Below are 26,332 nucleotides of genomic sequence, written 5' to 3'. Positions count from 1 at the left end.
GGCCCCATTGCCTTCCAGGCGCTCGAAACCGATTTTCGCGGTAACGGAGCCAGCAACGAGGCTTGCCTCGGCCAGCCAGTAATCATGGCTGAAGACCAGGGGATTCGAGCCATGTTCCTGCTGATTGGCATATTCGGCAGTATAGAGGATTTTCGTGGTCTGGTTGAGTGGCTGATCGCCGGTTAACCGGACGCCGAAGGTGCGCGACGACATGGATGGAGCAGACGGTATGTCAAGCCAGTATCCATAAGCCGACAGGGTTCCCAGAGGCTTGATTTTCAAACCACCGCGCAATCCATGGATATCCGTGTTCCGCCAGATGCCCTGGGGGGAGTCGGTTCCGAAAATACGGTTGACGCGCCAGGCATGAAAATAATCCACAGAAGAATCAGCGACCGGCCTGATCGATATCTTGACCGCATCAAGCGTCTGGTCATTCTGGCGCCAGCCGACCGAGCCGACCCATCTTTGATTGTCCAGATTCACGACTTGCCGCCCGACAGTCGCCTCGATCCTGCTATCCGGACGCCAACGGACATAGGCCTGATTCAAAAGAAAGTCCTCCGGATCGGCGACGACCGGGAATTGCGCCTGTCCGTTGATCGTGTCGTTGAAACGTTCCTTGCCGATCACGACAATCGCTTCTCCCTCGACGACGGCACTGAACCCGTTCCATTCACCGGTTTTCAAACCTGCCCTCATCCGCAGGGTAGAAGCCGTTGCATTCTTCGCTATGCCGTCCTGATCGACCAGTTCCAGCCGATAGCGGATATCGGCATAGGGCGTGATAGAGGGCGCTTTTTTTTCAGCCTGAGGTTCGGTATTTTCCTGCGCGAGGGCGGGATTGGCCAGGCAGCCAGCGGCAGCAACTGCCAGGGCGATAAAATTGTTCTTGTTGATCGGTTTCATGCAGGGTGCGTAGAGGCCGGTCAGCACGAAGTAATTGACCTAAATCAAGAGATGTCTCGCTGTTCGGGATTATCGCCCTGCCATGCTGCATATGAGAGAATGATATGGATGATTTCACGATAGCACGAGTGGTTCACGTCGCCAGCGTCCTGCTGTGGATCGGCGGGGTTGCGTTCGTGACGATGGTTGCCATGCCGGCGATCCGGCGTCAGTCAAAGCCCGATGATCGGCTGGCGGCCTTTCACAGGTTGGAGAACGGTTTCGCATGGCAAGCAAAAATTTGGGTCCTGCTGGCTGGCGCGAGCGGGTTCTGGATGACCTGGCGGGCCGACTTGTGGGATCGGTTCTTGGGCGCGCATTTTTGGTGGATGCACGCGATGGCGATAGTCTGGCTATTGTTCATGATCATGCTGTTTGTGCTGGAGCCTTTGTTTCTCCATCGCCGGATGGCAGAGTCCAAAGAGCCCGGGCGGGATTTTGCACGGCTGGAAAGGGTGCATCAAATATTGAATATTCTGGGGATTATAACCGTCATCGGCGCTGTTGCCGGCAGCCACGGGCTCATCTGATGCTTGTGCGTCTCGCCGTCGTTTTTGCCGCGGCCCATCGCCCGCTGTTCCTCGCCGGCGTTCTGAATTTTGCGTTGCTGATGATCTGGTGGACGGTGACGCTTTTCGATATTTATATCTGGCCGATCGGCATCGCTTCAGGTGAGGGTCCAGCATCGCTTCTACATGCACCGGTGATGCTGTTCCTGATGGTTCCGTCCTTCTTCTTCGGCTTTCTGCTGACCGTCTTCCCGCGCTGGATCGGCTATCCCGATCTCGATCAGCAGCAATATGTTCCCATCGGAAGCGCGTTTATCATCGCGTCTGTAGTGGCATGGACTGCCCTGGTCGGCGGCAATAATAATTTGCTGGCGATTGGCCTGTGCATTGCCGGGCTCGGTTGGCTGACCGCCTTGTGGCATATGATCGCGCTACTCACAGCAGAAAGACGCGATGGCAAGGGGCCGACGTGGCATGGGTGGTCGGCGTTCGCGGCGCTATGCTTCGGTCTGGCAGGACTCGGTTTCTCGGTGAAATTCCTGCTGACGCTCGATGCTCAGGCTTATCAGATCGCCAGCAGCCTCGGAACATTCGGCTTTCTGCTGCCGATATTCTTCACCGTCGCCCACCGGATGATCCCGTTTTTTGCGGGCAATGTTGTCAAAGACTATGTGGTCTGGCGACCTTATTGGCTGCTGGCGCTGCTGTGGGTCTTTCTGATGGCGCATCTTGTAATGCAAATTTGTGGCTATAATGATCTGCAATTTGTCAGCGCCGCCGCTTTATTTACACTTACTGCGACAATGCTGTGGCGCTGGTGGCCACGGCAGCAGGCTCCGGGTCTTTTCATGGTCCTGATATGGGGTTTTGCCTGGGCACCGATCGGATTCGCTTTGATCGCGACCGTGAGTTTTGCTGAGTTTGCCGGGTTCGGCTTCGGTCTGGGTAAAGCACCGGTTCACGCGCTCTATATCGGGATGGCGGGTAGCCTTGTGATTGCAATGGTCACGCGTGTGACGCTGGGGCATTCCGGCCGGCCGTTGGCGATGAACCGCCTAAGCTGGCTTGCCTTCTCGGGAATTCAGCTTTCCGCTATCGCCAGAATTGTCGCCGGTGTCCGCGGAGAGCATGGCCACTGGTTTGTCCTGGCGGGGGGTGTCTGGATATTGCTCGTCACACCCTGGACTGTGCGGCAGGCGCGGATTTACCTGACAAAGCGGGCGGATGGAAAAGCCGGTTAAACGGCAACCGGGCATATTCCGGAACAAATCACAGTTGAAGAAACATCGGTTTGTTGCGTTTGTCGCTACCCGGGCCTAGTCAGCAAACATGAGCGATTGTTCAACATGCGTTGTCCGTAACCGCGCGATTTGCGCCAGCCTCGAAGCTGATGAACTGCAGTTATTAGGGAAGATTGGTCGTAAACGGACGATCAAGCGCGGCGAGACACTTTTGTGGGAGGGTGATCCGGCTCCGGTCGTCGCCAATATCATCGACGGCGTACTCAAGCTCTCGGTAAACCTCCAGGACGGTCGTGAGCAGATCGTGAGCGTCATGTATGCGTCCGATTTTATCGGCCGCCCGTTTGGCAAGGAAAGCCCCTATCGGGTGACCGCAATGACCGATGCAGAGGTCTGCGTCTTTGCAAGGTCTTCCTTTGACAGCTTTGCGCGGGAACATCCCGACTTGCAGAATAAACTGCTCCAGCGGACCCTCGACGAACTCGACCGCGCGCGCGAGTGGATGACCTTGCTGGGCAAGAAATCTGCCACCGAACGCATTGCTACTCTGCTGATCGAATTGTCTGATCGCCTGACTATGGATGGCTGTAGCCCGGCTACACCTTATCTTGATCGTTTCGCGCTGCCGATGGACCGGCAGCAAATCTCGGATATATTGGGCCTGACAATCGAAACCGTGAGCCGGCAATTTACCCGCATCAGGAAGGAAGGGATCATCGACCTGCCTGACCGGCGCACGGTCGTTATCAAGGACCGCAACCGGCTGAAAGCCCTCGCAGAAGTAGCATAGGCACAGGCCAATCTGGTCAGATTATTTTGTGGTGTGCGTTTTGACCGAGATCAAAGCGCGGCGTAGTACACCCGCTTACCACCTTCAGCATGTGGCCTTATTATCCAGAATTGCTGGCAAAACCGGTACCCCGCTACACAAGCTATCCTACTGCTGTGGAATTCGAGAATGGCTTTGGCGCTGACCAATATATTCGGGCCTTGTGCGACATGCCGTCGGGAACTCCGCTGTCGCTTTATGTCCACATTCCCTATTGCCAGTCGATCTGCTGGTATTGTGGATGCAATACCGGAGCGGCCGGCAAAACCCAGAGATTGACAGCTTATCTGGATGCGCTCGAAAGCGAATTTGCTTTGATCGGACGCTTGCTGAGCGGACGGGGCAAAGTGCGCCACATTGCATTCGGCGGCGGTAGCCCGAACGCCATCACGACCGTTGAATTTGTCCGCCTACTCGACCGGATCACGACGATATTTGATGCCGGAACGCCGGAAATTTCGGTCGAGATTGATCCGCGCGGTTTTACCTCTGAATGGGCCTTGGCGTTGGCGGCTTCGAATGTGGGAAAAGTGAGTCTGGGCGTTCAAACCTTTGCACCCGATGTCCAGGAAACCATAGGACGTGTCCAGCCGTTCACCGATATCGAAAAATCTGTTTCGGCTTTGCGTCTGCGTGGAATTGACGCGATCAATTTTGATCTGATGTACGGTCTGCCCAAGCAATCGTTGCAGGATCTGGACGAAACGCTGACACAGGCGATTCAGCTGAAACCAAGCCGCATTTCGTTATTCGGCTATGCCCATATGCCCGACATGATCCCACGACAGCGGCGGATTGATGACAAAGACCTGCCCGATGCAGCGCTACGCTTTGAACAAAGTGAGCTCGGCTATCAGAGGCTGACCGAGGCCGGCTATGTCGCGATCGGTTTTGACCATTTTGCCTTGCCGACAGATTCGCTCGCCATCGCGGCAGCCGAAGGCCGGGTGCATCGCAATTTTCAGGGTTTTACCGATGATCCGAACGAGATCTTGCTCGGCTTCGGTGCCAGCGGGATCAGCAGCTTGCCCGGGCTAATGGTGCAAAATGAAAAGAATGTGGGGCGGTATCGGTCCCTGATCTCGTCAGACAATGTTGCGGTCATCCGGGGTGTGGGCGTCGATGAAGAAGCAGAAGAGCGGGGTAGGATTATCTCGTCGTTGCTGTGTCAGGGGCAAGTCGACGCCGGGGCGATCAGCATGTTGCCGACAGCAGAAATGCTCGATGTCTTTGAGCAGAAAGGCCTGACCTGCCAGCGCGAAGGTAAATTGGTGATTACCGAAGCAGGTCGGCCTTATGCCCGGCACATCGCCTGTCTCTTTGACCAGTTTCGCGCGCTACAAGAGACAATCGCAGCGCACTAGATGCAATCGTCAGCGACCGCCGCAAGCAGAAGGAATATCCAACTCAGTGCGGCGGGCTCGGATCCGGAACCGCTGCAGCATCCAGCATCTGGCCCAGCTCCTTCACCAGGCGCCCCGACTGGATGGGTTTCGAAAGGTGCAGAGAACCTGAAAAGGCCGCAGGCCGATCTTCGACTCCGCGACCCGAGACCGAGAGATAGGGCGTTCCCATACTGGAAAGTAGTTTTGCTACCGGCTCGGACGTTTCTTTACCAAGATTGATGTCCAGCACAGCCGCGTCACACAACTCTTTCTCGAGATGTTTAAGAGCTCCGCGGACAGTAGTTACCGGGCCGAGAATATCGAACCCCGCGTCCTTCAATATTTCCGCAATCTCGATTCCGATCAGCACCTCGTCCTCCACGACCAGAATGCGGCGTGTAGTCTCTGGCTGCGGTTGCCGTAATTGGATTACCGAGTCCGTTTTCTGAACGGGCGTCGCCGAGCCGCTAATAACCTTGTCGGCAGGACATGATATCTGGCAGACAAGACCGGTTGGTCGCCAATCCAGATCAACTTCCCCTTCAAGGCTGGCCGCGAGCAGCCGCCCGATCACCGTGGAACCGAAGCCATTTCGCGTCGGCTTCTCGACTGCGGGTCCACCGCACTCGGTCCAGGTCATCGTAAACCCCTGTTCCGGTCCGGCGCTTGGCGCCAGCTTCCATGTGATTTCAATGACACCGTCTTCGTTTGATAACGCGCCATATTTCGCAGCGTTGGTAGCGAGTTCGTGCACCGCCATTCCGATGGCCTGAGCCGCCGGTGCGGTGATCTTGAGCGCAGGCCCGGACAATTTGATACGCGATCCGAATGTGTCCCGGAAATGAGCAAGCTGTGATCGCACAAGTTCTTCCAGCGGTATATCCTGCCAGCAACTGGTCAGGAGAACGTCGTGGCTGGCAGAGAGCGCGAGAATGCGCTCTTCGAAGCGCTGTGCAAAAGTCGTGGCATCATTCGCGGCAGTCTGTCGTGCGATGACTTGGACGAGGGTCAACATGTTTTTCGCCCGGTGGTTGACCTCGCCCATCAGCATGCGCTCGCGCTCTTCGGCCTGTTTGCGCTCGCTGATGTCGTGCGCAATTTTCGAAGCGCCCACGATTTTGCCGTCGGCATCGAAAATCGGCGATACGTTGACCGCTACGTCCACTTGGCGCCCGTCACGACACACACGTACGGTCTCGTAATTGCTTATTTTCTCGCCGCGAGTCATACGCGCAAGAATATCGTCTTCCTCGGTTTGACGATCGGCCGGTATCAGAAGGCGAATGGATTTGCCGATCATTTCCCCGGCCGAGTAACCGAAGATTTTTTCGGCACCGTCGTTCCAGCTTGTAATTGTGCTTTCCAGTGTCTTGGAAATGATCGCCTGGCTGGAGGACGCGACGATTGCGGCGAGATGGGCTCGGGCCTGTTCCGCACGCTTGCGATCCGTAATATCGGTTATCGAGGCGTAAAAAAGATTCTCGACGCCCGGAAAAAATTGCAGCTGGACCGCGACATCGTAATATGTACCATCTTTGCGCTCGTGCACAGTTTCAAACAGCTGGGTCGGCACCTCGCCGTTCCGCAACGGCGTCACATATTCAATGAATTGTTCCATACTATATTGAGGCTTTATATCCCACGGAGTGAGTTCGCGAAGCTCCTCCATCGAATAGCCGAGATTTTCCCGGGCGCCGCGATTTACCAGTTCAAAATTATAGCTGTTGGCGTCAAAAACATAGACTTCACTGACCGAGTCCTCGACAATTCGTCCCAGCCGTTCGTTAAGCGAAGCGGTTGCCAGGCGTTCCAGCTCTGCGGCCGCGCGCCCGGAAAACAGCTCGACTATTTCTGCAGCCTGTTTGGCAGATGCAATGGGCTTGTCGTCAAGCGCAGCCAGCAAACCCAAAACTTCTCCTGTCGAAGAACGAAGCGGCGTTCCGACATAGCCCTTTGCGTCCATATCCTTCAGCATCTGGTCCTGTGGGAACAGATTGACAATATCGTCCGGGAAACAACAGGCACCTTGGGCGACAATATCGGCGCAAGGCGTATGTTCCAGCTGATACTCGAAATTCTTCGCCGGGCCGTTGTCCCAGACCGCGATGGTACATACTCTTCCGTGGTCGATAGGGTGAAGCGTAGACAAAAACACCCATCGCACCGAAAGCGCCTCGGCCAGCGCTTCGACCATCACCGGAAAAAATGCCTCTCCTACCACTTTGGAGCAGGAGGCCAGCTTGGCCTGTACAGAAGCGAAAGACAATTCGTCGGCGTTTGGCGGTCGTGTTGTCTGCACCATCAGTTAGCCTCCCATAGGCCATTTATCAGGACATATCGTTAAAACGTTCGCGCGGTTCCTGCAATAGGATGTTTTGATCCTCGCTTGACTCACGCGGCGGTGGGATCTTGCATTCGGGAGGTAGAAAAACAGCCCTGATTTTTATGGAACCGATAGCGCGCTATTCTGTTGATATGACAGGTCACCAAGCGCTTGCCTCCCCCAATTTGGCATGGTTGGCGGCCTGGATAACTGTAAATGAAAGGACCCTGATATGATGTTACGAGATAAAGAAAAAAACAGTGATCTGATCGGCAGCGATCGTGTGGAAGGCACAGCCGTTTATGGAGCCGATAACGACAAAATCGGTTCTGTGGAAAAGCTGTTGATTGAAAAACGCGGTGGCCAGGTTACCGATGCGATTCTCTCGGTCGGAGGATTTCTCGGCATCGGCAACGAGCATCACAGCATCCCCTGGTCCAAGCTGGACTATGATACGGACCTTGGCGGGTATCGACTCGATGTGACCGAGGAGCAGCTGAAAGACGCGCCGCGCTTCGCAAGCAACAATGCCGATCGCGCTTATGACCGCGACTATCAGACCAGTGTTTATGATTATTGGACCGTCACCCCTTATTGGTGATCACCCTCTTGTAAACGATAAAAAGTCGGGCGATTTTTGGTCGCCCGGCTTATTCGATTTCACTCTCTCCGCGTCGCTCAACCGCTAGTCAGCGTTGTCCAATTTATCGGGCAGGCCATCATGATCGGTGCTGGCAATTTCCTCCAGCTCCTTTTCGGTCATGCTGTCATACATTTCCTTGGAAGCCCCCTTCAGATCGCTGACTTTGCTATCGCCGCGTTTGACCGACAAGGCGGCACCGGCTGCTTTCTGCTGGGCTTTTGATTTTGCAGGCATATCGCTCTCCTTTTTACTTTATGTGGTTGATTGATCTTCGGCTTCGCTATTCATCCTCGCCAGGATCCCATTTCGCGGTGAACGGGCTGCTGGCGATAAGCAGGACCAGGATGATGGCAGTGACGATCAGCGCCAGCCACAATTCTCCGAATCCGCATATCAGACCGATCGCCCCGGCTGCCCAGATCGCTGCGGCGGATCCCGCCCCCTGGACAAAACTGCCGCGACGGAACATCGCGCCCGCGCCCAAAAACCCGATTCCGGTAATCACCCCTTCAAACACCCGGCTGGGGTCAATCTGCGCGCGCGGATCAACGCTCGATTCGACCAGTTCCATGGCCCCGATCGCCAGTCCGCAGGCGGCAACGGAAATGATCACAAAGGGCCGGAAATCGATCGGTTTCCGTCGCAAAAATCGTTCGAGACCGATCAGAAAAGGAAGCAGCGTCGCTGCTCCCAACCGCCACAAGGCGTCGGACAAGCTGATAGCTTCGGGACCTGCCAAAATATCCGTCATTTAGCTGAAAAGCGCAAAGGCGGAGTTGGTTGCATCAGGCGTCAGCAACCTTTTTGCCGCCGGCGCGTAAACCGAACACCAATCAGGAGGATTATCCGATGTTACGCTATGCTATTATATTTCTTGTGATCGCGGTTATCGCAGCCGTGCTTGGTTTTGGTGGTATCGCCGGGGCCGCAGCCGGGATCGCGGAAATCATCTTCTATATATTCCTGGTCCTTTTCGTCATCGGTCTGATCGCGCATTTCATGCGACGTGCCTGACCGGAGGCGGGAGATGGAGGCGTGATCGCGGTGCCGATCACGCCTATCCATTTTCAATGGGAATGGCGGTGTGATTGAATCGCATCGGAACACGGTAAAAAGAGGAACAACTCCTGAGCAGAATCTAATTTTAAGAGGCACCGTTGACCAGTCATGGCTATCCAATGGATGTCCCCCACATGTCCGCCCAAATCGGTCCTTTCCTACACTAGCCGCTATCTGATAAATCCGACTCATGACCAAGAAGCATCAGCTGTGCCTCGGGCGGGCGCCCGTGCACCTCGCCGCGACGTCTTCCGATCCGTGCGTGTCTGCCCCAATCATAAGGAGACCGATGTCCTTTTAACCACCAAATTGGCCTTATCCGCCGCCAAGCGACTTTCCGCTTTAGGGGGTGTGACCCGTGTGACCCTGGGACTTTATCGTCGCCGCTGAATCAAGCGGACAGCGCGCGAATTCCGGCACCCGGTTTCATCAGGCGTAATAGGCTACGCTCTGCATCGCGGTCGCCATCAGTTCGCGGCGGCTGTTCCAGATGCTCATATACTGGCTGCTCGCACCATGATCGGCATGGTGAGTGTGCGAATCGATCAGCCACCAGCCGTCCTGGGTCGTAAGCTGTTCGGCGATGATGTTGATCTGCCAGTTCATCGAACTGACCATCGCGTTTTTGTCGAGCAATCCCATCACCGAAGGCGGCAGGCTGTCGCACATGCAGAGGATTTCAGCCACCGGGTCGAGCCCGTCGCGTTGTTTCAGCCGCATCCAGCGGGTCAGGCGATTGGTCTTAGTGCTGGTGTCAATCCGCTTGCCGACATATTCCATGTTCGATGTGAAAAATTGCGCCGGACCGCTGTGCAGGTCCTCGCCATCGGGGAGCGGGGGGAAATCTGGCTGGACGATGTCCAGCGTCTTGACCTCTGTCACGCGGGGCGCGGCAAAAATGAAATTGCAATGGAGGCCGAGACCCTTGTCGCCAAATATATCCGACTGGACAAAAGCGGTATTTTTGCCGCGGCGCAGCATGGCGGTTTCCGCGGTCAATGCCCCGAACAATGGGCCGGTGAAGGCAATCTGTGCCGACCGGAGCGGCGGCAGGTGGTCCTCGATATGGCTGGCTGCGTGATAGGCAAGGGCCCCGGACAGCCCACCAAAGGCGGTTCGGCCTTGCGTCCAGCTTTGCGGCAAAACCACGGGATGATCTTTTCCGCCGGGCCCGCATTGATCGAGCAGTTCGGCGAGGGCAACAGGCTGGGGATGTTTATCGGTCATAGTCTCCGCATATCGAGCTAATCGGCTGAAATCCACTGGTAAGTTTGCCGTCAACGTTTACAAAAGCGTGGATTTGATTTATGCCTTTGGCGAGTTTTCAATCTCTTGATGGAAGATATTGTGATGAGCTATACAAACACCCTGACCCGCGCCGATCTGGCTGAAACAATGAACCGGCTGGTTGGCCTGTCGCGTGCCGATAGCGCGGTCATGGTTGAATCGATTCTCGATCATATGATCGAGGCGCTGGTCGATGGCGAAAATGTCAAGGTTTCGGGGTTCGGCACCTTCGTGCTGCGCGACAAGGGAGAACGCACTGGCCGGAATCCCAAGACCGGCGTTGAAGTGCCGATCGCGCCGCGCCGGGTGTTGACCTTCCGCGCCAGTCAGACGATGCGCGACAGGATTATCGCTGCCGGTTAACCGACCCAGCGAACCCGGGGGGATTATAGTATGACCAAGGAACAAGGGGCTTTCCGGACCATCGGAGAGTTGTCGAAAGAGCTTAGCATCAAACCCCACATATTGCGCTATTGGGAAGACCAGTTCGCAATGCTGTCGCCGCTCAAGCGAGCCGGCGCACGGCGTCATTATCGTCTCGAAGATGTCGAGATGGTCAAGACGATCAACCGCCTGCTCAACGAGGAAGGCTATACTATCAAGGGTGCCCGCAAATTCCTGGCTTCGCGACGCGGAGGACCGGAGATGGTCGAGGATGCCCCGCAAATGGCCGCTGCCGCTCTGCCAATGATGGCCAATGCGCAAGAGAATGAGAGTCTGATCCTGGCAGAGCTGAAATCGATCCGCGACCAGCTTTCACATGCGCTAAACGAGGCTTAGTCTCCGCGACGGGCTCGGGAAACCGGTCTCAATCATAATCCGGTCCGAGTTCGGGATCGAGATCTCGCGGCCGGGTGAAACGGTCCAGCGTACCGCATTTTTCGGAGATATCGTCCCAATTGTCGATGGCGAGCGTCATCTCGGCCAGCGTTGCGGTCGGGTATTTTGTTTCAACCTCGTCGCGAGCCGGAGAGCTTCCGTCGTCGGGGACAAGATCAAAGACCAGATCTTCCAGCCCCGGATTATGACCGACCATCAAGATATGTCCGGCCTCGGCACGAGCGCCGCGCAGCACATCGAGCAGGGTGGCCGAAGAGGCGAGATAGATTTTGCGGTCCCAGGTCGGCTCCATCGCCAGACTACTCGCTTCCTCGACATTTTCGAGTGTCTCGATAACTCTCACGGCGGGGGACGCGAGAATCTGGTCGAAGGCCAATCCGTTTTGCTTGATGAACCGGCCCATCACCGCTGCCGCGCGTTTGCCTTTCTTGTTGAGCGGCCGGTCAAAATCACGTTCGACCGGATCGTCCCAGCTGGATTTGGCGTGGCGCAGGAGTGTGAGCTTTTTCATCTCCGATTGCCATGCATCAAACTTGTTTCAGTTGAAAGACCGGAATCGATCATTTCTGATGTCGCCTTGCGGATCTCCATCAGCGCCTGTTCCAGCGGCATGCGCTCGATCGGCGTGCCTTCAGGGAAGGCCGTGAACAGACGCGAGGGAAAAGACGGGGAGAGGATGACAAAATGGCCATGGTCATCGGCCCGGCGGATTATCCGGCCAAAGGCCTGGGCCAGCCGTGCGCGAATGATCCGGTCGTCATAGGCGCTGCCACCACCAGCCAGTTTGCGCGCACGATGGAGAATATTGGGGCGCGGCCACGGGACCGATTCCATCACCACAAGACGCAGGCTCTGCCCGGGGACATCGACGCCGTCGCGCAGGGCATCGGTGCCGAGCAGGCTGGCCTTGGGATCGTCGCGGAAAATATCGACCAATGTGCCGGTATCGATAGGATCGACATGCTGGGCATAGATCGGCAGCCCGCTTTGCGCCATCCGGTCAGCGATCCGGGCATAGACGGTGCGCAGCCGTCTTATCGCTGTAAAAAGACCGAGCGTTCCGCCGCCGGAGGCTTCAATCAATTGGGCATAGGCACCGGCTAGCCCCGCCATATCGCCGCGCTTCACGTCGGTGACAATGATGACCTTTGCCTGATTGGGGTAGTCGAACGGGCTGGCGACTTCGAATTCCGCGGCGGGATGTTCGAGATGCACAGCACCGCTCCGCGCCCGGGCGGTATCCCAGCCGCCGCCGCCTTTGAGCGTCGCCGAGGTGATCATCACGCCATGAGCGGGTTTGGTGACAACTTCCGTGACCGGGATGGTCGGGTCGAGCCAGTGGCGACAAATCCCGACGTCATATTCGCGGCCTTCATAGCGGTCGATCATCAGCCAGTCGACGAAATCGGGATCGGCCGGGCCGCCGATACGGGACAGGAGCGAGAGCCAGCCTGACAATGTATCGCAGCGCCAGCCGAGGCTCGACAGCGCGCCCTCCATCCGCGCCCGGGCCTGTGCGTCCATCCAGTCGGGGCCTTCCTCGATCAGATGTTCGATCCGCTGGCCGAGACGAACCAGAGGTTTGAGCAGGGCATCCATCGCCTCGGCCGCATTGGCGACCGCGTCTATCATCGGGCCCTCGACATCGGTCAATTCGGTTTCCAGCCCGTAACCGGCATCGGCGCTCTGGCTCTCGTCGCGGGCGAAGACCATCGCGCGGACCTCGTGGAGCAATGCTTCGATCGGGCCGAAAGGTTCGCTTTCACCGATCCGCTGAAGCCACCCGTCGCCGGGCATTGCCTCGGCTGCATGGCGGGCGCTTTCGATCGCGCGCGCGCCTTCCTCGTCATAGGACGCGAGATCGGCGAGGCGCGCGGCGAGGCCACGACGGCGGCCACGGTTTTTGGTTTCCGGTCCGATCACCCAGCGCCGTATCTCTATCGCTTCCTGTCCGGAAAGGCGCGCGGCGAACATCGAATCGGCGGCGTCGAAAAGATGATGGCCTTCGTCAAAAATCAGCCTGGTGGGCCGGCTGTGCTGTTCGCGTCCGCGGGCGGCGTTGACCATGACCAGCGCGTGATTGGCGATGACGATATCGGCCTGCTGGCTTGCCCGCGCGGCTTTCTCGATGAAGCATTTGCGATAATGCGGGCAACCGGCATAAACGCACTCTCCGCGGCGGTCGGTCAGCGCGGTGGCGCCGTTGCGACGGAACAGAGTGGTGAGCCATCCGGGCAGATCGCCGCCAACCATATCGCCGTCCTTGCTATAGGCGGCCCAGCGCGCGACGAGATGGGCAAGGATCGCCGCGCGTCCGGTAAAGCCACCTTGAAGCGCATCTTCCAGATTTAGCAGACAGAGATAATTTTCCCGCCCTTTGCGGACCACGACTTTCTTGCGAAACGTCTCTTCGTCTGGATAGATGCGGCGGGTTTCCCTATCGAGCTGGCGTTGCAAGGCCTTGGTGAAGGTCGAAATCCACACCGCCCCTCCGGCCTGGCGAGACCATAATGCCGCAGGTGCCAGATAACCGAGCGTCTTGCCGATTCCGGTGCCCGCCTCTGCCAGCAACATATTCGGCGCGCCCTTGATCTTGCGCGGGTCAAAAATCTGGGAAACCGCGGCGGCATAGCTTTTCTGGCCCTGCCGATCCTCTGAGCCTTCGCCGGTCAGAGCGTCGAGCGTGGCTAGTGCCTCGCCCCGGTCCACTGTGATCGATCTCGGGGCTGGTCGCGGTGCTTCTTCTTCCCATTCCTGCAATTTGGAGAAAAGCCAGCGCTCAGCCTCGACTGGTTTTTCCAGTTTGCGTCCCACTTCCTGCGCCCACGGCCAGCGCAGCCGATACAGCGCCTGTGCGCTGCTCCATGCCCCTTCCCGTTCTTTCCAGAAAGGTGCTTCCAATCCTTCCAATAAGAGGCTCGCTGCCTGCCGACAAAGCGCCGCAATATCGGCCTCTTGCTCAGGCGGTTTAAGGCCGAGTGTCTTAGCCAGTCCAGCCGGCGTTGGAACGACGAACTGCGCCGGATGGATGAAGGCGAATAGCTCCAGAAGATCCAGACCGGACAGATCGGGATAGCCAAGTCGCTGTCCCAAAAGCGGGGCGTTGAGCAGAATATGCGGTGTTTCCGCTACACGGCCAATGGCCTCGCCCTTGCCTATCGCGCGGGTTTCGCCATCGCTTGAGCAAAGCCAGATGCCGCTATGGCTGGCATGAAGCGCGGGATAGGGGAGCGGCGTAACCATCTAGCCGGCGACGACTGGTACGCCAGCGATCCAGGGATGGATGAATACAAGAATGACGTACAATATGGCAGCAATGGCCAGGCTCAGTAATTCACGACCAAAGCTCGCGATCTTGGCTGGTTTCACCCAAGGGCCTTCGTTTCTCGACACGGTGATGATCGAGATCAGCGCCCACAGCCCGAGACCGCCGAACAATACCAGCGACTTGTGGTCGCCATTGGCGAGCAAATGGCCGACTGCCCAGACAAGCACGCCGGTCAGCATCGGATGCCGGATCCATTGACGTATCCGAGATGCGCCCTGCGCTGCGCCGAGCAGCAGGATAGCGGCGAACATCAGCGCCATATTGGCATGGCGACCCCATGTTGGCGGGTCATAGACAAATTCCGCCGGGGTCGAGCGCCAGCCTAGAATCATCAATGCCAGCGAACCCAGCAATGTCAAAGCAACCAGACCCTTGTGCGGCCCTTCTCCGATTGCGTTCTGAATCGAGCCGCGCAATGACGGCGTGACCGACTTCATCAAGTGAACCAGGCTCCACAATGAAACCCCAATGATCAGCATTTCCATGTTCAATCTCCCGCTTTTGTTGCGTTCTACCTTGCCATATCGGCTAAGGCTACTATTTGCGCAGCAACGACTGAAGAGGACAAATTTGTGACCGACTATCGTGAAGCAGCAGAGAATTCCAAGGCATGGCCGTTCGAAGAAGCGCGCAAGCTGCTCAAACGCTATCGCGGCGAGCGCGGTGCACCCGCGCCCAAGCCGAATGGCGAACCGATGCTGTTTGAAACCGGCTATGGTCCCTCGGGTCTGCCGCATATCGGGACATTCAACGAAGTCTTGCGTACCACGATGGTGCGTCACGCCTATGAAACGCTGACCGGTAATCCGACCCGATTGATCGCGTTCAGCGATGATATGGATGGCTTTCGTAAGGTTCCGACCAATGTTCCCAATCAGGATATGCTGGCCGAACATCTTCACAAGCCGCTGACTCAGGTTCCGAATCCTTTTGAAACCGACCATGAAAGCTTTGCCGCTCACAATAATGCGATGTTGCGCGAATTTCTTGATCGTTTCGGCTTCGATTATGAATTCATCTCTTCAACCGAGCAATATCAGAGCGGTGCGTTTGACGAGACGCTGAAACTGGTGCTGGCTCGCAATCAGCAGATATTGGACATCATGCTGCCGACATTGGGCAAGGAGCGCCAGGCGACATACTCACCAATACTCCCGATCAGCCCGAAAACCGGTCATGTGCTGCAGGTGCCAGTGGAGATCGTCGATGCCGAAACCGGGACCGTGCGGTTCGAGGATCAGGGCGAAATGATCGAGCATAACATCCTCTCCGGTGGAGCAAAACTGCAATGGAAAGTCGACTGGGCGATGCGCTGGACCGCGCTGGGCGTCGACTATGAAATGTATGGCAAGGATCTCACCGACAGCGGCGTGCAGTCGGGCAAGATTGCCAAGTCGCTGGGCGCACGCAAGCCTGAAGGCCTGATCTACGAAATGTTTCTCGATGAAAAAGGCGAGAAGATTTCCAAATCCAAGGGCAATGGCCTGAGTCTGGATGACTGGTTGCGCTACGGCTCCGAAAACAGCCTGGCTTTTTATATCTTTCGCGAACCCAAATCAGCCAAGCAACTGCACCTCGGCGTCATCCCGAAAGCAGTCGACGAATATTTCCAGTCTCGCGCCCTCTGGCACGAGCAGACACCGGAAAAGCGGCTCGGCAATGCGGTGCATCATGTCCACAATGGTGACGTCCCGACTGACACGATCCCTGTGACTTTTGGCCTGTTGCTCAATCTCGTCGGTGTGATGGGTGACGCTGATCGTGACCAGATATGGGGCTATTTGCGGCAATATGCACCGGATGCGACAGCGGAGAAATATCCTGATCTCGACGAGCTGATCGGCAATGCGATGGCTTATCATAAGGATTTCATCGCTCCGACTCTGCAACGACGCAAGCCTGAGGGCGTCGAAGTTGCGGCGCTGGAACGGCTGGACAAAGAACTGGCCGGTATGCAGGACCATGCTCCGGCAGAGGACATCCAGACCATCGTCTACACGATTGGCAAGGAAGGCGGCTTCGAAAATCTTCGTGACTGGTTCAAGGCGCTTTACGAGACTCTGCTCGGTTCCCCGCAGGGACCCCGGATGGGCAGCTTCATTGCGCTCTACGGCATCGCCAATACCCGGAAACTGATTGAGGAGGCTTTAGCATGAACGGTTATCATCTCGCCCAAATCAACATTTTGCGGTTCAAGAAGCCGAAGGATGATCCGGCCAACGCCGACTTCATGGCCGCACTGGATCCGGTCAACGCGGTTGCCGACCAGGCACCTGGTTTTGTGTGGCGGCTGGTGGGTGAAGGCAACGACGCAATTGATATTGATCCGGTGCCTGATGATCCCCGTCTTGCGGTGAACATGTCGGTTTGGCAGGATATCCAATCGCTCGGTGATTATGTCTACCGAAATACGGAGCACCTCGCGGTAATGCGCCGCCGCCGGGATTGGGCCGAGCAAATGGAGGTCTATCAGGCCCTGTGGTGGGTGCGGGTGGATCATGTTCCCACCGTCGATGAAGGTTTGACCAAGATAGAGTTGCTCAAAGAAGCCGGTCCCACGGCAGAGGCTTTCACCTTTTCCAAACCTTTTGATGCGCCTGACGGTACGCCGGCCATCCCGGTTCTGGACGAATGCGCCTGATGATCGATATTTTCACCACCGGTGGTACGATCGACAAGGTCTATTTCGATGCCTTGTCCGAATATCATATCGGCCCGACGCCCTTGCCGGACATTTTGGCAGAGAATAATGTCCACGTTGCCCACCGGGTGACGCAGCTGATGCGCAAGGACAGTTTGGAACTGACCGATGCCGATCGTCGCGATATTCACGCGGCAATTGTTGCCAGCGATGCCGATATGATCCTGGTGACCCACGGTACCGACACGATGGTCCAAACCGGGCTCGTGCTAGCCGATATTGCCGGCAAAACCATTGTGATAACGGGCGCTATGCAGCCAGCAACCTTGCGGAACAGCGATGCCGAGTTCAACGTCGGTTTCGCACTGGCCGCAACCCAGACTCTACCACCCGGTGTCTATATCGCGATGAATGGCGAGATTTTCGACCCGGCGAAAACGCGCAAGGATCGCTCGGCACACCGGTTCATCACGGAATAGAATCACGTTGAGGATTTGGCAGCAGCAAACGGGGAGGTCGGGATGAAAAGGCGCACGGTCGAGCAACTCAGCGAGCAATTGCTCAACAAACCACTGGCGTCCCTGTCCCGCGAAGAACGGGGTGTTCTGGAAGCGATTGTGGCGCGCGAGATAGTTGCGGATGACGCCGGCAATCTTGCAGATGAGCAGGCCAGTTTCGGTGAGCGCCTGTCTGATCGGGTTGCCGCTGTCGGCGGTTCCTGGGGTTTCATCATCGCCTTTGCGGTCGTCCTGTTCGGCTGGATGCTGCTGAACTCGGAAATTCTAACCCGGTTCAACGCCGCCTTTGATCCCTATCCTTTCATCTTTCTGAATCTGATGCTGTCGACCCTGGCAGCCATTCAGGCACCTATCATCATGATGAGCCAGAACCGCGCCTCCAACAAGGACCGGATTGCCGCCGCACATGATTACGAGGTCAATCTGCGGGCAGAAATTGACATCATCCGCCTGCATGAAAAAATCGACCTCCTGATGCTCGAGAAAATCACCAAGCTAGAAGCCGACCTTGCGGAGATCAAGGCGGCGGTGAAGACTGCGGACTAAATCGTTTGCCGATCAGCATGGCGACTGCAATCGTCGCGATCATGGTCAGATAGGCGACCAGTCCGTAAAAGGTCAGTCCCGGAATCGTCCACATCAACAGGACATCATTTCCGCCCGGAACCGCGCTGGCCCCGATTCCCATCAGGAAGCCGCCGGCCAGATTGGTCAACGCCAGTTTCCAGCCACCCCATTCCGGTTTGAACCGGTCCTTGAGCCAGCTCGAGATAATCGCGCCGGCGAATAGGGCAACGACCGCCAGTTCGACGGTTTTTCCAACCGAGAGACCCTGACCTTGCAAAAAGCTGTTGAGCAAAGCTGTGTAGGCCCATTCGGGTCGCGTGCCATAGATTGTCGCCGCGCAGACACCGATGGTGATCAGGGCTACATAGGTCCATTTGCGCTTGATCAAGACCAGCCAGAGGCTAACCAGCGCGATCATTCCAAACAGTCCCAGTGCTATTTGTTTGGCCGGAGTCTGTTCGATCGTCGTTCGCGGAAGAAAGGTTATTGGACCGAACAGATCGAGACCCTTTCCTCCCGCCAGCCACAAGGCAAAGCCGAGGCCGATAAAGCTAAGGATGTAGCTGAATTTGCCGGTCCCGATATAGCCCACGGTCCCGATGAAACAGGCCCGGTTGATGATCGCTCCCAACCCCATCATCCCCGCACCGAAGAACAGCTGGCCGTTGAGTGCGATATCGAGCGGCAAATGGACGCGGCCGGTCCATTTAACCAGCAGGAACAGCATGATCGCGGCCCAGCTTGCGACGACGGTCAAGCCGAATAGCCAGTCCAGCTTGCCCTGATTGACCCAGCGGTCGGTCGCTGCCACCGTGCAGGTCGCTGCCCGGCTAAGGGCAAACCCAAGGATGAAGGCGAGCGCGATGACGTAATAGGAAGGCATATCCCTGTTTAGAGCATCGCTGCATATTCACAATGCAGGATGAACGGGGCAGATTTGCCTAAGCCGCTAGCGGCCGGGTAACCGTCCGCAATAGCTCGGCATAGCTGTTGGCGATCGTCATCCGCGGCCCATAGCCTTTGGCGATCAACAGATTGTGCGCCCGTGCGAGATTGTAGCAGGGCACGCCCATGAACAGATGATGCTCGCTATGAAAATTGACCCAATAGGGCGCCAGAGTCATGCGCATCAACAGATTGGCGCGGGTTGTCCTGGCATGGCTGAACGGATCACCGCCGCCCGTCGTAGTGCAGGCATGTTCGGCGATATTGCGGATTCGCAGGATCAGCTGGAAACTGGTCGCCAGCGCGACGATCCAGATCAGGAACGGAATGATCCCGATGGTCGCCAGGCTGACCGCCAATACTGTGAGTTGAATGAGCAGGAACCGCGCCACGGTCTGCGTCGTCCGTTTCGCACCGTCGAGATTGACCACAGGCGCAGCCACGCCGGCAGCGCCGTTGCGGTTGAGCGGTGTCCCGGCCGATGTATCGCGCTTGGCCGACGGTGTGGTATCGGTTGCACCCGATAGCATCGCTTTCAAGCCCTTCCACGCCACTGCAAATTGATTGCCCCGCTGTTTGAAAAACGTCTGGCCGGTCAGGTCGCGGATGATCTTGCGCCGCATGCTCGCCGGCGTGGTCGGGAAAGCCTCGGACAGCCCGAGATCGGGATCCTCGGGCTGCTGGGTGAACCGGTGGTGGGTCAGGTGATAGGTGCGATAGCTGTGCAGGTCGCTACCAGTCGCCGCTCCGGTCAGCCACTGGCCGGTGAAATTGTTGATCTTGCGCTTGGGATGGAGCAGGCCGTGGGCGGCTTCGTGCATCAGGATCGATAGTCCCAGCTGCCGACCGCCGACCAGCGCGATGGCCAGCGGGGATGCGATCAGCCCGGCGAGCCAGTGCCATTGCCACAGCAGCGCGGTTCCGCTGGTGATCAGCGCCACCATCAGCCAGGCGTGGAGCGCCAGCCACAGACCGTGCCAGCGCGAAACACGGGTCAGTTCGGCCCACTCGTCGCGGGCGAAAATCTCGTTTGGCTTGGCGGCCTTGACTGCGGGCATAGCGGTCCTCTCGTTGGCCCCAATATACCGGTTTTCTGAAGATTTTACAAATTTGCGACGTGACGCTACGACATGCTTGGGGCAACGTTTTGCGCTGCCAGTAGTTAGTATGGCAATCATGCCATGATCGGGATGAGAAATACGGGGGTCGCGATGCAATTCAGGCAATTTGGACAACGGTTCGAGTCGGCGCAGCTTGTAATGCTGGCGTGTTTTGTCATTCTGCTGACAGGTTTTTTGGCACCCTCGGCCCATGCCCAGATCGAATTGCCCGGTATCGAAAGCCCTGCCGAGCCGGTCGACCCGCAGCCGGTTATCGAGGCGCAGACCATTTCGCCGACCGATGTCGAGATCAAGGAGCGCATAGAGGGAATCTTCAACGAAATTGATGCCTTGAAAGGCGTCCGGGTCAAGGTTGATGCCGGTGTAGTGGCGATGACCGGCGATGTACCGGCGCTGGCCGACGCCGATCGCGCGGAAAGCATCGCCACCCGGGTGGCGGGCGTGGTCACGGTTGAAAACGCGCTGGAGCGGAATCTGGATGTTGCGGACAATCTGCAGCCGGTGACCGACAAGCTGCAAAACAATCTCCAGAAATTTCTCAACATCCTGCCGCTGCTCGGCATAGCTCTGGTCATATTCATCCTGTTCTGGTTGCTGGGCCGGCTTCTCTCCGGAATGACCGGCCTGTGGCGACGGATTGCGCCGAACATATTCATGGCCGAACTGATGGCGACCAGCATCCGGGTCGTCTTTGTTGTTGTCGGCCTGATCATCGCCCTTGATGTGCTGCAAGCGACCGCCTTGATGGGTGCGATCCTCGGCGGCGCCGGCGTGCTCGGTCTGGCGATCGGTTTTGCAATCCGCGACACGGTCGACAATTATATCTCGAGCATCATGCTTTCGATCCGCCAGCCGTTTCGCGCCAATGACCATGTCGTGATCGGCGACCGTGAAGGCCATGTCATCCGCCTGACTTCGCGGGCGACGATATTGATGACGCTCGACGGTAACCACTTGCGCATTCCCAACAGCACCGTGTTCAAGGCCGAGATCCTCAATTATTCCACCAATCCCGAACGTCGGTTTGATTTTGAACTGGGCGTCGATGCCGAAGACGACCCGCTGGCGGCGATGAATATTGGTCTGGAAGCCCTGCAGGGGCTTGCCTTCGTGCTCGATGATCCCGACGCCAGCGCGCGGCTGGAACAGGTTGGCGATTCCAATATCATCATTCGTTTTCTGGGCTGGATTGATCAGACACATAGCGATTTCTACAAGGCCCGCAGCATTGCCATCAGAGCGGTGATGAACGTATTGGAGGCCGAAGGTTTCGGGTTGCCGGAACCGATATACCGGCTGCGTTTCGACAGCGGTGCACCGCTCGAGATCGCGCGTGCTTCCAAGGATGTTGACAGTGGCACCAGTAAGAAGAGCCAGCCGGCCATCCAAGAGGCGCAGCCAGATCTTGCGATGGAAGATGTCAGCCGTGACGATGATATCGGCAGAAAAGTTGCGGAAGAACGCGCTGCTGCCGGCGAGCAGGATATATTGGACGAAGACCGGCCGACCGAGTGAGCTATTGGCGCGACAGTTCCTCCGCCAGGCGCAGCATGAAATCCGCGCCGCGGGCAAATTGATCGACCGCCAGATATTCATTAGGCTGGTGGGCCTGTTCAATCGATCCCGGGCCGCAGATCACGGTAGCAAAGCCGGCTTGCTGAAACTGCCCGGCTTCGGCGGCGTAGGAGACTACTCCTGCCGGCCCATTGTCGCCTGTCAGGCGGCGGACAAAATCTTCCGCTTCCTGCGAACCGGCAGGTGCCATAGGCGGGGCGTTGGACAGCCGGGTGATGGTGACGCCCGCTTCCGGGAAAGCCCGCCGCATCTCTTTGTTCAGCGCCGTTACTTTCTCCTTGAACGGCGCCAGCACCGCCTCGGGATCGACATCCGGAGGGCAGCGCAAGTCAAACACGAAATGCGCCCGGCGAGCGAGGATATTTGCGGCGGTGCCGCCTTCCATTGTACCGATGGTCAGCGTTGCATGGGGCGGATTGAACGGCGAATCCGGATTGCCTTGTTCCCACAGGGTCCTCGCCAGTCCGGCCAGATCGTGCATTAGCTCCACCGCCACCATATTGGCCGAAATGCCGAGATGGGGGAGGCTCGAATGGGCCTCGTGCCCCAGGACTTCGACTTCGTGGACGGTGATCCCCTTGTGCCCGGTGACCACCTTCATCATCGTCGGCTCGCCGATAATCGCCAAAGCCGGCTTTGGTAATCTGGCTGCCATTTCCTCGATCATCGCCGGAGCGCCGAGACAGCCGACTTCTTCATCATAGCTGAAAGCCAGATGGACCGGGCGCTTGCCGCTCTTGAACAACGGCACAGCGGCCAGAGCGAGTGCGATAAACCCTTTCATATCGCACGTTCCGCGCCCGTGGAGCAGGCCGTTCCGCTCGGTCACCGTCCACGGATCGCTGTGCCAGTCCTGTCCGTCAATCGGCACGACATCGCTATGGCCGGACAATATGACCCCGCCTTCGCGCATCGGGCCGACGGTGGCGTAGAGATTGGCCTTCGATGCATCCGCGTTGATGACCCGCATCGATGCGACTCCGTGTTCGCCAAGATAGTCCTCGATCCATGCGATTAGCTCGAGATTGCTGTTCCGCGAGGTGGTGTCAAAGGCGATCAATGCACCCAGAATATCGCGCGCGGCGGGGATGAGATTGTTGGTCATGGGGATATGAACTTTACAAACTTTACAGTGTTAAAAGAAAGAAAAGGGACTGGCCCCAGAATGGCAGAATTTGGCGGTTGATTGAAAGATATTACATTGGTGGTCATGGGGGACGATTATCACTTCGCGGACCTGTAGGACAGGAAATTTCGTTTGGTCCTTCCTCTGGAGAGAAGGGGCTAAACATTGTGAATTTCCGGACACCGTGAAGCGAACAAAGCGCAGTCATGCGGGTGAGCTGATCCTCGGGGGTTTCCCCGGACGTCTCAGTCGGCTGCCTTCTCCGCATTCGTCGCCTGCGCTGCTTTCGCCTCGGCTTCTTTCATCAGTGTTTGCGCCATTTCGGACAGGGAGGACGGGTGCGGGTTATTCGCCAGCGGCCCCAATGTTGCCGCTGCCCACGCATATTTTCGATCCGCCATATACTGGTTTGCATTCATCCAGCGAAGCTCCGGATCATAGGGTGCAAGTTCAAGCGCGCGCTGGAGGCCCTGCACGGCTATTTCGGGAGGGGTGATGCCCTGTCCGCGGTAGCTCATGTAGAATTGCATCAGGGGAATTGGATTGTCATTTTCTATCCGGTTCACCTTTACAAACTGGCCACGCACCGCTTCCCACGCCGCATCGAATTCTTCCGCATCGGGAGCCATCCGGGCCAGAGCATAGCCTTTCTGGATATGGGCATTGATCGCGCGCGGGTTTGCAGCAATGGCCCGGTCGGCCGCCGCGACAGCCTCCTTGTCATTGCCCGCATCGAATTCGGCCTCTGCCAATGCCGCCTGCACAAAAGGATCATTCGGGTATTTTGCGCCAACCGCCCGGGCCTCGGGGAGCAAGGCGGTGGCCTGTTCCTCATCAACGCCGCGCTTGGACCGAATGCGGACCGGCATGATCTCTGCTTCAGCGGCATTCAAAGGACGGATATTGATCTCGCCGGTTTTCAGATAGTCCGGAGGAATATTATAGGTTAGAATTTTGCGTTTTCTGAGATAGCTGGAGAGATCCTTGTCGAGTTGCGAAATGTCGCCAAAGGCTTCGGCAGCGGCCGCCATTTCGGTTTGCCCCTTTGCCATTGCCAGCAAATAGGCTTCCAGCTGTCCTTTGCGTTCCTGGGAGAAATGCAACATGTGATATAGCGCCCAGCTTTGTCCGTAAAAGCTGTCATAGCGTTTGGATTTATTGGCCTGATAAGCTTGCGTGTCGAGCAACATCTCGATCGGCACGTCTTTCGCCAGCGCCAGTTCATAAGCCCGATTCTTGGAAGAAAGGCCAAGGCCGACGCTCCCGTCACTGCCAAATTTTGCCGTCCCGAAAAATTCGGCATAGCCTTCGCTAAACCACAAAGGATAGGCGCGCGCCGATACACTCAGCAGAAAGTGGTGAGCATATTCGTGCAGCAATACCGACTCGGATTCGGAGAGTTCGTAGCGGCCGGCCTTCACTTCCGGAATTACCGCGAGAGATCCGCCTGCTCGGGGGACGTAAAATCCCTGGAGATATTTGCTGCCCTCTCCGGCGAGTTCGCGCACGTCACGGGCGCTGTTGACGGCATAGATGGTTACGCGATTGGACGGGCTGGGTTTGTCTGTTGGCCGATTGAACAGAAAGCGCATCGCGTCGTGATAACGCTCCAGACGTTCGGCAAATGCCCTGATATCCGATTCTTTTTGATCCGAATATATCAGAAAATGATCGCTGCTTGCCTCGTGCCATGCCGCTTGGGCTGGCGCATGCATAATCATTGCAGAAATGCAGAAAACGAGAAAAACACGTATCATAAAAATGCCCCTATACTCGTCCCACCCATAAGTCGGGATCAAGTATAAGGGCAATGATTAGTTCAACAAAAATATTTAGCCTTGCGAAGCGACCCAGTCGCGGATTTTTGTCTCGAGCACGGTCATCGGCAGAGCGCCGGTGTTGAGCACCTGATCATGGAATTCGCGCGGATCGAACTTGTCGCCGAGCGCATCCTGTGCTTCCTTTTTCAGCCGCTGAATGGTCAGCGCGCCGATCTTGTAGGCCAGGGCTTGCGAGGGAATGGCGATATAACGTTCGACTTCGGCGGTGGCATCGGTTTCACCCATGCTGCTGTTGTCGAGCATATATTTGATCGCCTGTTCGCGGGTCCAGCCCTTGCTGTGCAGTCCGGTGTCGACCACCAGCCGCATAGCGCGGAGCATTTCATCGTCGAGATGGCCAAAGCGCTGGTAGGGATCGTCAAATAATTCCATCGGGAAGCCGAGTTTTTCCGAATAGAGTGCCCAGCCCTCGACGAAGGCAGTGTTGCCGCCAAAGCGCATGAAGTTGGGTAGCTCGGCATTTTCCTGCGCTAGTGAAATCTGGAAATGATGCCCGGGCGCGCCTTCGTGCAGGTAGAGTGTTGTGATGCCCGAGGTGTTGCGCGAAGGCAGATCGTAAGCGTTGAAATAGAAGACGCCGGGACGGGAACCGTCGGGAGTACCGCTCTGATAGGAGCCGCCGGCCTGGAATTTTTCGATCGATTCGTCATAGGGCCGGATTTCCAGCGGCGATTTTGGCAAGACCTTGAATTGTTCGCCAATGCGGGCGTCGACTTTCTTGCCTATGTCATAATAAGCCTGAGTCAGCGCTTCGCGCGATTCCGGGTGGAATTGTTCGTCGGTCCGGAGAAATTCGAAAAACTCCGGCAGCGTGCCGTCAAAACCGACCTCGTCCTTTATCTCTTCCATCTCGGTTTTGATCCGCGTCACTTCGCTAAGGCCGAGATTGTGGATATAGTCGGCCTTGAGCGGCAAGGTGGTCGTGTTCTCGATCATGTTTTCATAGAGAATCGCGCCACCCTTCATTCCGGACAAGCCGACTTCTTCGCGAGCGACCGCGAGATACTCATCTTTCAGGAAATCATGCATGCGCTGATAACCGGCAAAAATATCGGTGGTGGCAGCTGCATATTCCTTGGTCAGGCGCGCCTTGTCGGCGTCGCTGAAGCTTTCCGGGAAATTTTTTGTCGGCGCCATCAGCGGACTGCCGTCGAGGCCAAGTGCAATCTGGGTGGCGAGCTGCTCGATGACATTGTTGATCGTCAGCTTGGTTTCGACCACGCCGGATTCCATGCCTTCGCGGAAGCGTCCGATCGAGCGGTCACCGATGATGATGAACTGCTTGTGGCGTTTCAGATTGTCCTCGTAATTTTTCACCGTCTTGAACGGCGCGCCGCCCTTGCCGGAGGCAAAATTGGGATAGAATGTATGAACTCCGCTGAAATGGTTAAGCGGGCGGACGACCGTCAGCGCCATAATCTCAGGGGTGTAACCTTTCAGGGCCTGTTTTTTGTCACGCATGAAAACATCATAGGCGATCTTGTCGGTCTCGCTCAGCTTGCCGCGGTCCAGTTTCATCAACTCGGCAAGCTGGGATTGCTCGGCCGCTTTTTCACCGGCAAAATATTCGTCGGAAATATAGTCGCCGAGCTGGTCGGCATAGCGT

26 protein-coding genes are annotated in these 26,332 nt (G+C 57.0%); 13 read left to right on the top strand and 13 right to left on the bottom strand.

The features are described 5' to 3' along the window. On the bottom strand, positions 1-909 hold a 909-nt coding region (locus WBM93_RS06535; protein WP_424429791.1), incomplete at its 3' end, for an alginate export family protein. A gap of 104 nt (positions 910-1,013) precedes the next feature. Here WBM93_RS06535 and WBM93_RS06530 point away from each other — a divergent pair. The 4 genes from WBM93_RS06530 (at position 1,014) to hemN (ending at position 4,891) form a co-directional block, all read left to right on the top strand. Next, on the top strand, positions 1,014-1,478 hold the full coding sequence (locus tag WBM93_RS06530) for a hypothetical protein (RefSeq protein WP_424429789.1): 465 nt from the start codon (positions 1,014-1,016) through the stop codon (positions 1,476-1,478). Further along, on the top strand, positions 1,478-2,698 hold the full coding sequence (locus WBM93_RS06525) for an NnrS family protein (protein WP_424429786.1): 1,221 nt from the start codon (positions 1,478-1,480) through the stop codon (positions 2,696-2,698). Before WBM93_RS06530 ends, WBM93_RS06525 begins: the two co-directional genes overlap by 1 nt. A gap of 88 nt (positions 2,699-2,786) precedes the next feature. Then, complete coding sequence (locus WBM93_RS06520; RefSeq protein ID WP_424429783.1) at positions 2,787-3,488, top strand: Crp/Fnr family transcriptional regulator; 702 nt, start codon at positions 2,787-2,789, stop codon at positions 3,486-3,488. An 89-nt stretch (positions 3,489-3,577) separates the two neighbouring features. Beyond that, a complete protein-coding gene (hemN, locus tag WBM93_RS06515; RefSeq protein ID WP_424429780.1) occupies positions 3,578-4,891 on the top strand; it encodes an oxygen-independent coproporphyrinogen III oxidase in 1,314 nt (437 codons plus the stop codon). Between the two features lie 43 nt (positions 4,892-4,934). Here hemN and WBM93_RS06510 read toward each other — a convergent pair whose 3' ends face one another. After that, positions 4,935-7,214, bottom strand: coding sequence for a PAS domain S-box protein (locus WBM93_RS06510; RefSeq protein ID WP_424429777.1), 2,280 nt, complete (start codon positions 7,212-7,214; stop codon positions 4,935-4,937). 253 nt (positions 7,215-7,467) lie between these two features. Between WBM93_RS06510 and WBM93_RS06505 the strand changes: the two genes are divergently transcribed. Then, positions 7,468-7,836, top strand: a complete 369-nt coding sequence (locus tag WBM93_RS06505; protein ID WP_424429774.1) for a PRC-barrel domain-containing protein — start codon at positions 7,468-7,470, stop codon at positions 7,834-7,836. 84 nt (positions 7,837-7,920) lie between these two features. On the opposite strand, the gene WBM93_RS06500 is transcribed toward WBM93_RS06505, so the two are convergent. Both WBM93_RS06500 and WBM93_RS06495 read right to left on the bottom strand, forming a co-directional pair. Further along, on the bottom strand, positions 7,921-8,112 hold the full coding sequence (locus WBM93_RS06500) for a DUF3008 family protein (RefSeq protein WP_424429771.1): 192 nt from the start codon (positions 8,110-8,112) through the stop codon (positions 7,921-7,923). Between the two features lie 46 nt (positions 8,113-8,158). Further along, complete coding sequence (locus WBM93_RS06495) at positions 8,159-8,629, bottom strand: MgtC/SapB family protein (protein ID WP_424429768.1); 471 nt, start codon at positions 8,627-8,629, stop codon at positions 8,159-8,161. Positions 8,630-8,727: 98 nt separating this feature from the next. Between WBM93_RS06495 and WBM93_RS06490 the strand changes: the two genes are divergently transcribed. Then, positions 8,728-8,892 (top strand): DUF1328 domain-containing protein, encoded by a 165-nt coding sequence (locus WBM93_RS06490; RefSeq protein ID WP_424429766.1) that lies wholly within the window; start codon positions 8,728-8,730, stop codon positions 8,890-8,892. A 474-nt stretch (positions 8,893-9,366) separates the two neighbouring features. Here WBM93_RS06490 and WBM93_RS06485 read toward each other — a convergent pair whose 3' ends face one another. Further along, on the bottom strand, positions 9,367-10,164 hold the full coding sequence (locus WBM93_RS06485) for a thioesterase family protein (RefSeq protein WP_424429763.1): 798 nt from the start codon (positions 10,162-10,164) through the stop codon (positions 9,367-9,369). A 123-nt stretch (positions 10,165-10,287) separates the two neighbouring features. Here WBM93_RS06485 and WBM93_RS06480 point away from each other — a divergent pair, with 123 nt between their 5' ends. Then, positions 10,288-10,587, top strand: a complete 300-nt coding sequence (locus tag WBM93_RS06480) for an integration host factor subunit alpha (RefSeq protein WP_424429760.1) — start codon at positions 10,288-10,290, stop codon at positions 10,585-10,587. 30 nt (positions 10,588-10,617) lie between these two features. After that, positions 10,618-11,004, top strand: coding sequence for a MerR family transcriptional regulator (locus tag WBM93_RS06475; protein WP_424429757.1), 387 nt, complete (start codon positions 10,618-10,620; stop codon positions 11,002-11,004). Between the two features lie 28 nt (positions 11,005-11,032). Here WBM93_RS06475 and WBM93_RS06470 read toward each other — a convergent pair whose 3' ends face one another. From WBM93_RS06470 to WBM93_RS06460, 3 genes are read right to left on the bottom strand one after another with little or no spacing between them, the layout of a single operon-like run. Continuing rightward, positions 11,033-11,575: a SixA phosphatase family protein gene (locus WBM93_RS06470; RefSeq protein WP_424429754.1), complete on the bottom strand. Its 543-nt coding sequence runs from the start codon at positions 11,573-11,575 to the stop codon at positions 11,033-11,035. Then, the gene (locus WBM93_RS06465; protein WP_424429751.1) at positions 11,572-14,307 is read right to left on the bottom strand and encodes an ATP-dependent DNA helicase; all 2,736 of its coding nucleotides are present in this window, start codon (positions 14,305-14,307) and stop codon (positions 11,572-11,574) included. The genes WBM93_RS06470 and WBM93_RS06465 overlap by 4 nt, the downstream gene beginning before the upstream one ends. Further along, positions 14,308-14,877, bottom strand: a complete 570-nt coding sequence (locus tag WBM93_RS06460) for an NnrU family protein (protein WP_424429748.1) — start codon at positions 14,875-14,877, stop codon at positions 14,308-14,310. It lies immediately after the preceding gene. A gap of 87 nt (positions 14,878-14,964) precedes the next feature. Here WBM93_RS06460 and WBM93_RS06455 point away from each other — a divergent pair, with 87 nt between their 5' ends. The 4 genes from WBM93_RS06455 to WBM93_RS06440 are packed head-to-tail and all read left to right on the top strand — an operon-like array spanning position 14,965 to position 18,097. Next, complete coding sequence (locus tag WBM93_RS06455; RefSeq protein WP_424429745.1) at positions 14,965-16,548, top strand: lysine--tRNA ligase; 1,584 nt, start codon at positions 14,965-14,967, stop codon at positions 16,546-16,548. Next, a complete protein-coding gene (locus WBM93_RS06450; protein WP_424429742.1) occupies positions 16,545-17,033 on the top strand; it encodes a DUF3291 domain-containing protein in 489 nt (162 codons plus the stop codon). Before WBM93_RS06455 ends, WBM93_RS06450 begins: the two co-directional genes overlap by 4 nt. Then, positions 17,033-17,512 carry an asparaginase domain-containing protein gene (locus tag WBM93_RS06445; protein ID WP_424429740.1) on the top strand — a complete coding sequence of 160 codons (480 nt, stop codon included), beginning with the start codon at positions 17,033-17,035 and terminating at the stop codon, positions 17,510-17,512. Before WBM93_RS06450 ends, WBM93_RS06445 begins: the two co-directional genes overlap by 1 nt. A gap of 42 nt (positions 17,513-17,554) precedes the next feature. After that, positions 17,555-18,097 carry a DUF1003 domain-containing protein gene (locus WBM93_RS06440; protein ID WP_424429738.1) on the top strand — a complete coding sequence of 181 codons (543 nt, stop codon included), beginning with the start codon at positions 17,555-17,557 and terminating at the stop codon, positions 18,095-18,097. On the opposite strand, the gene WBM93_RS06435 is transcribed toward WBM93_RS06440, so the two are convergent. Both WBM93_RS06435 and WBM93_RS06430 read right to left on the bottom strand, forming a co-directional pair. Continuing rightward, entirely contained in the window at positions 18,069-19,001 is a 933-nt protein-coding gene (locus tag WBM93_RS06435) for a YeeE/YedE thiosulfate transporter family protein (protein ID WP_424429735.1), read from the bottom strand. The genes WBM93_RS06440 and WBM93_RS06435 overlap by 29 nt on opposite strands. A gap of 58 nt (positions 19,002-19,059) precedes the next feature. After that, positions 19,060-20,121: a fatty acid desaturase family protein gene (locus tag WBM93_RS06430; RefSeq protein ID WP_424429732.1), complete on the bottom strand. Its 1,062-nt coding sequence runs from the start codon at positions 20,119-20,121 to the stop codon at positions 19,060-19,062. Positions 20,122-20,322: 201 nt separating this feature from the next. On the opposite strand from WBM93_RS06430, the gene WBM93_RS06425 reads away from it, so the two are divergent. After that, positions 20,323-21,699, top strand: coding sequence for a mechanosensitive ion channel domain-containing protein (locus tag WBM93_RS06425; RefSeq protein ID WP_424429729.1), 1,377 nt, complete (start codon positions 20,323-20,325; stop codon positions 21,697-21,699). Between the two features lies 1 nt (position 21,700). Here WBM93_RS06425 and argE read toward each other — a convergent pair whose 3' ends face one another. The 3 genes from argE to WBM93_RS06410 all read right to left on the bottom strand — a co-directional run. Further along, positions 21,701-22,864, bottom strand: a complete 1,164-nt coding sequence (argE, locus tag WBM93_RS06420) for an acetylornithine deacetylase (protein WP_424429726.1) — start codon at positions 22,862-22,864, stop codon at positions 21,701-21,703. 266 nt (positions 22,865-23,130) lie between these two features. Continuing rightward, complete coding sequence (locus tag WBM93_RS06415) at positions 23,131-24,642, bottom strand: DUF1570 domain-containing protein (protein ID WP_424429723.1); 1,512 nt, start codon at positions 24,640-24,642, stop codon at positions 23,131-23,133. 75 nt (positions 24,643-24,717) lie between these two features. Continuing rightward, the coding region (locus tag WBM93_RS06410) for a DUF885 domain-containing protein (RefSeq protein ID WP_424429721.1) at positions 24,718-26,332 on the bottom strand (1,615 nt) is incomplete at its 5' end.

Source organism: Parasphingorhabdus sp. (assembly GCF_049667325.1).
Taxonomy (GTDB): domain Bacteria; phylum Pseudomonadota; class Alphaproteobacteria; order Sphingomonadales; family Sphingomonadaceae; genus Parasphingorhabdus.
Note: the sequence above shows the minus strand (reverse complement) of the source record. Positions and strands in the feature narration are given on the sequence as shown.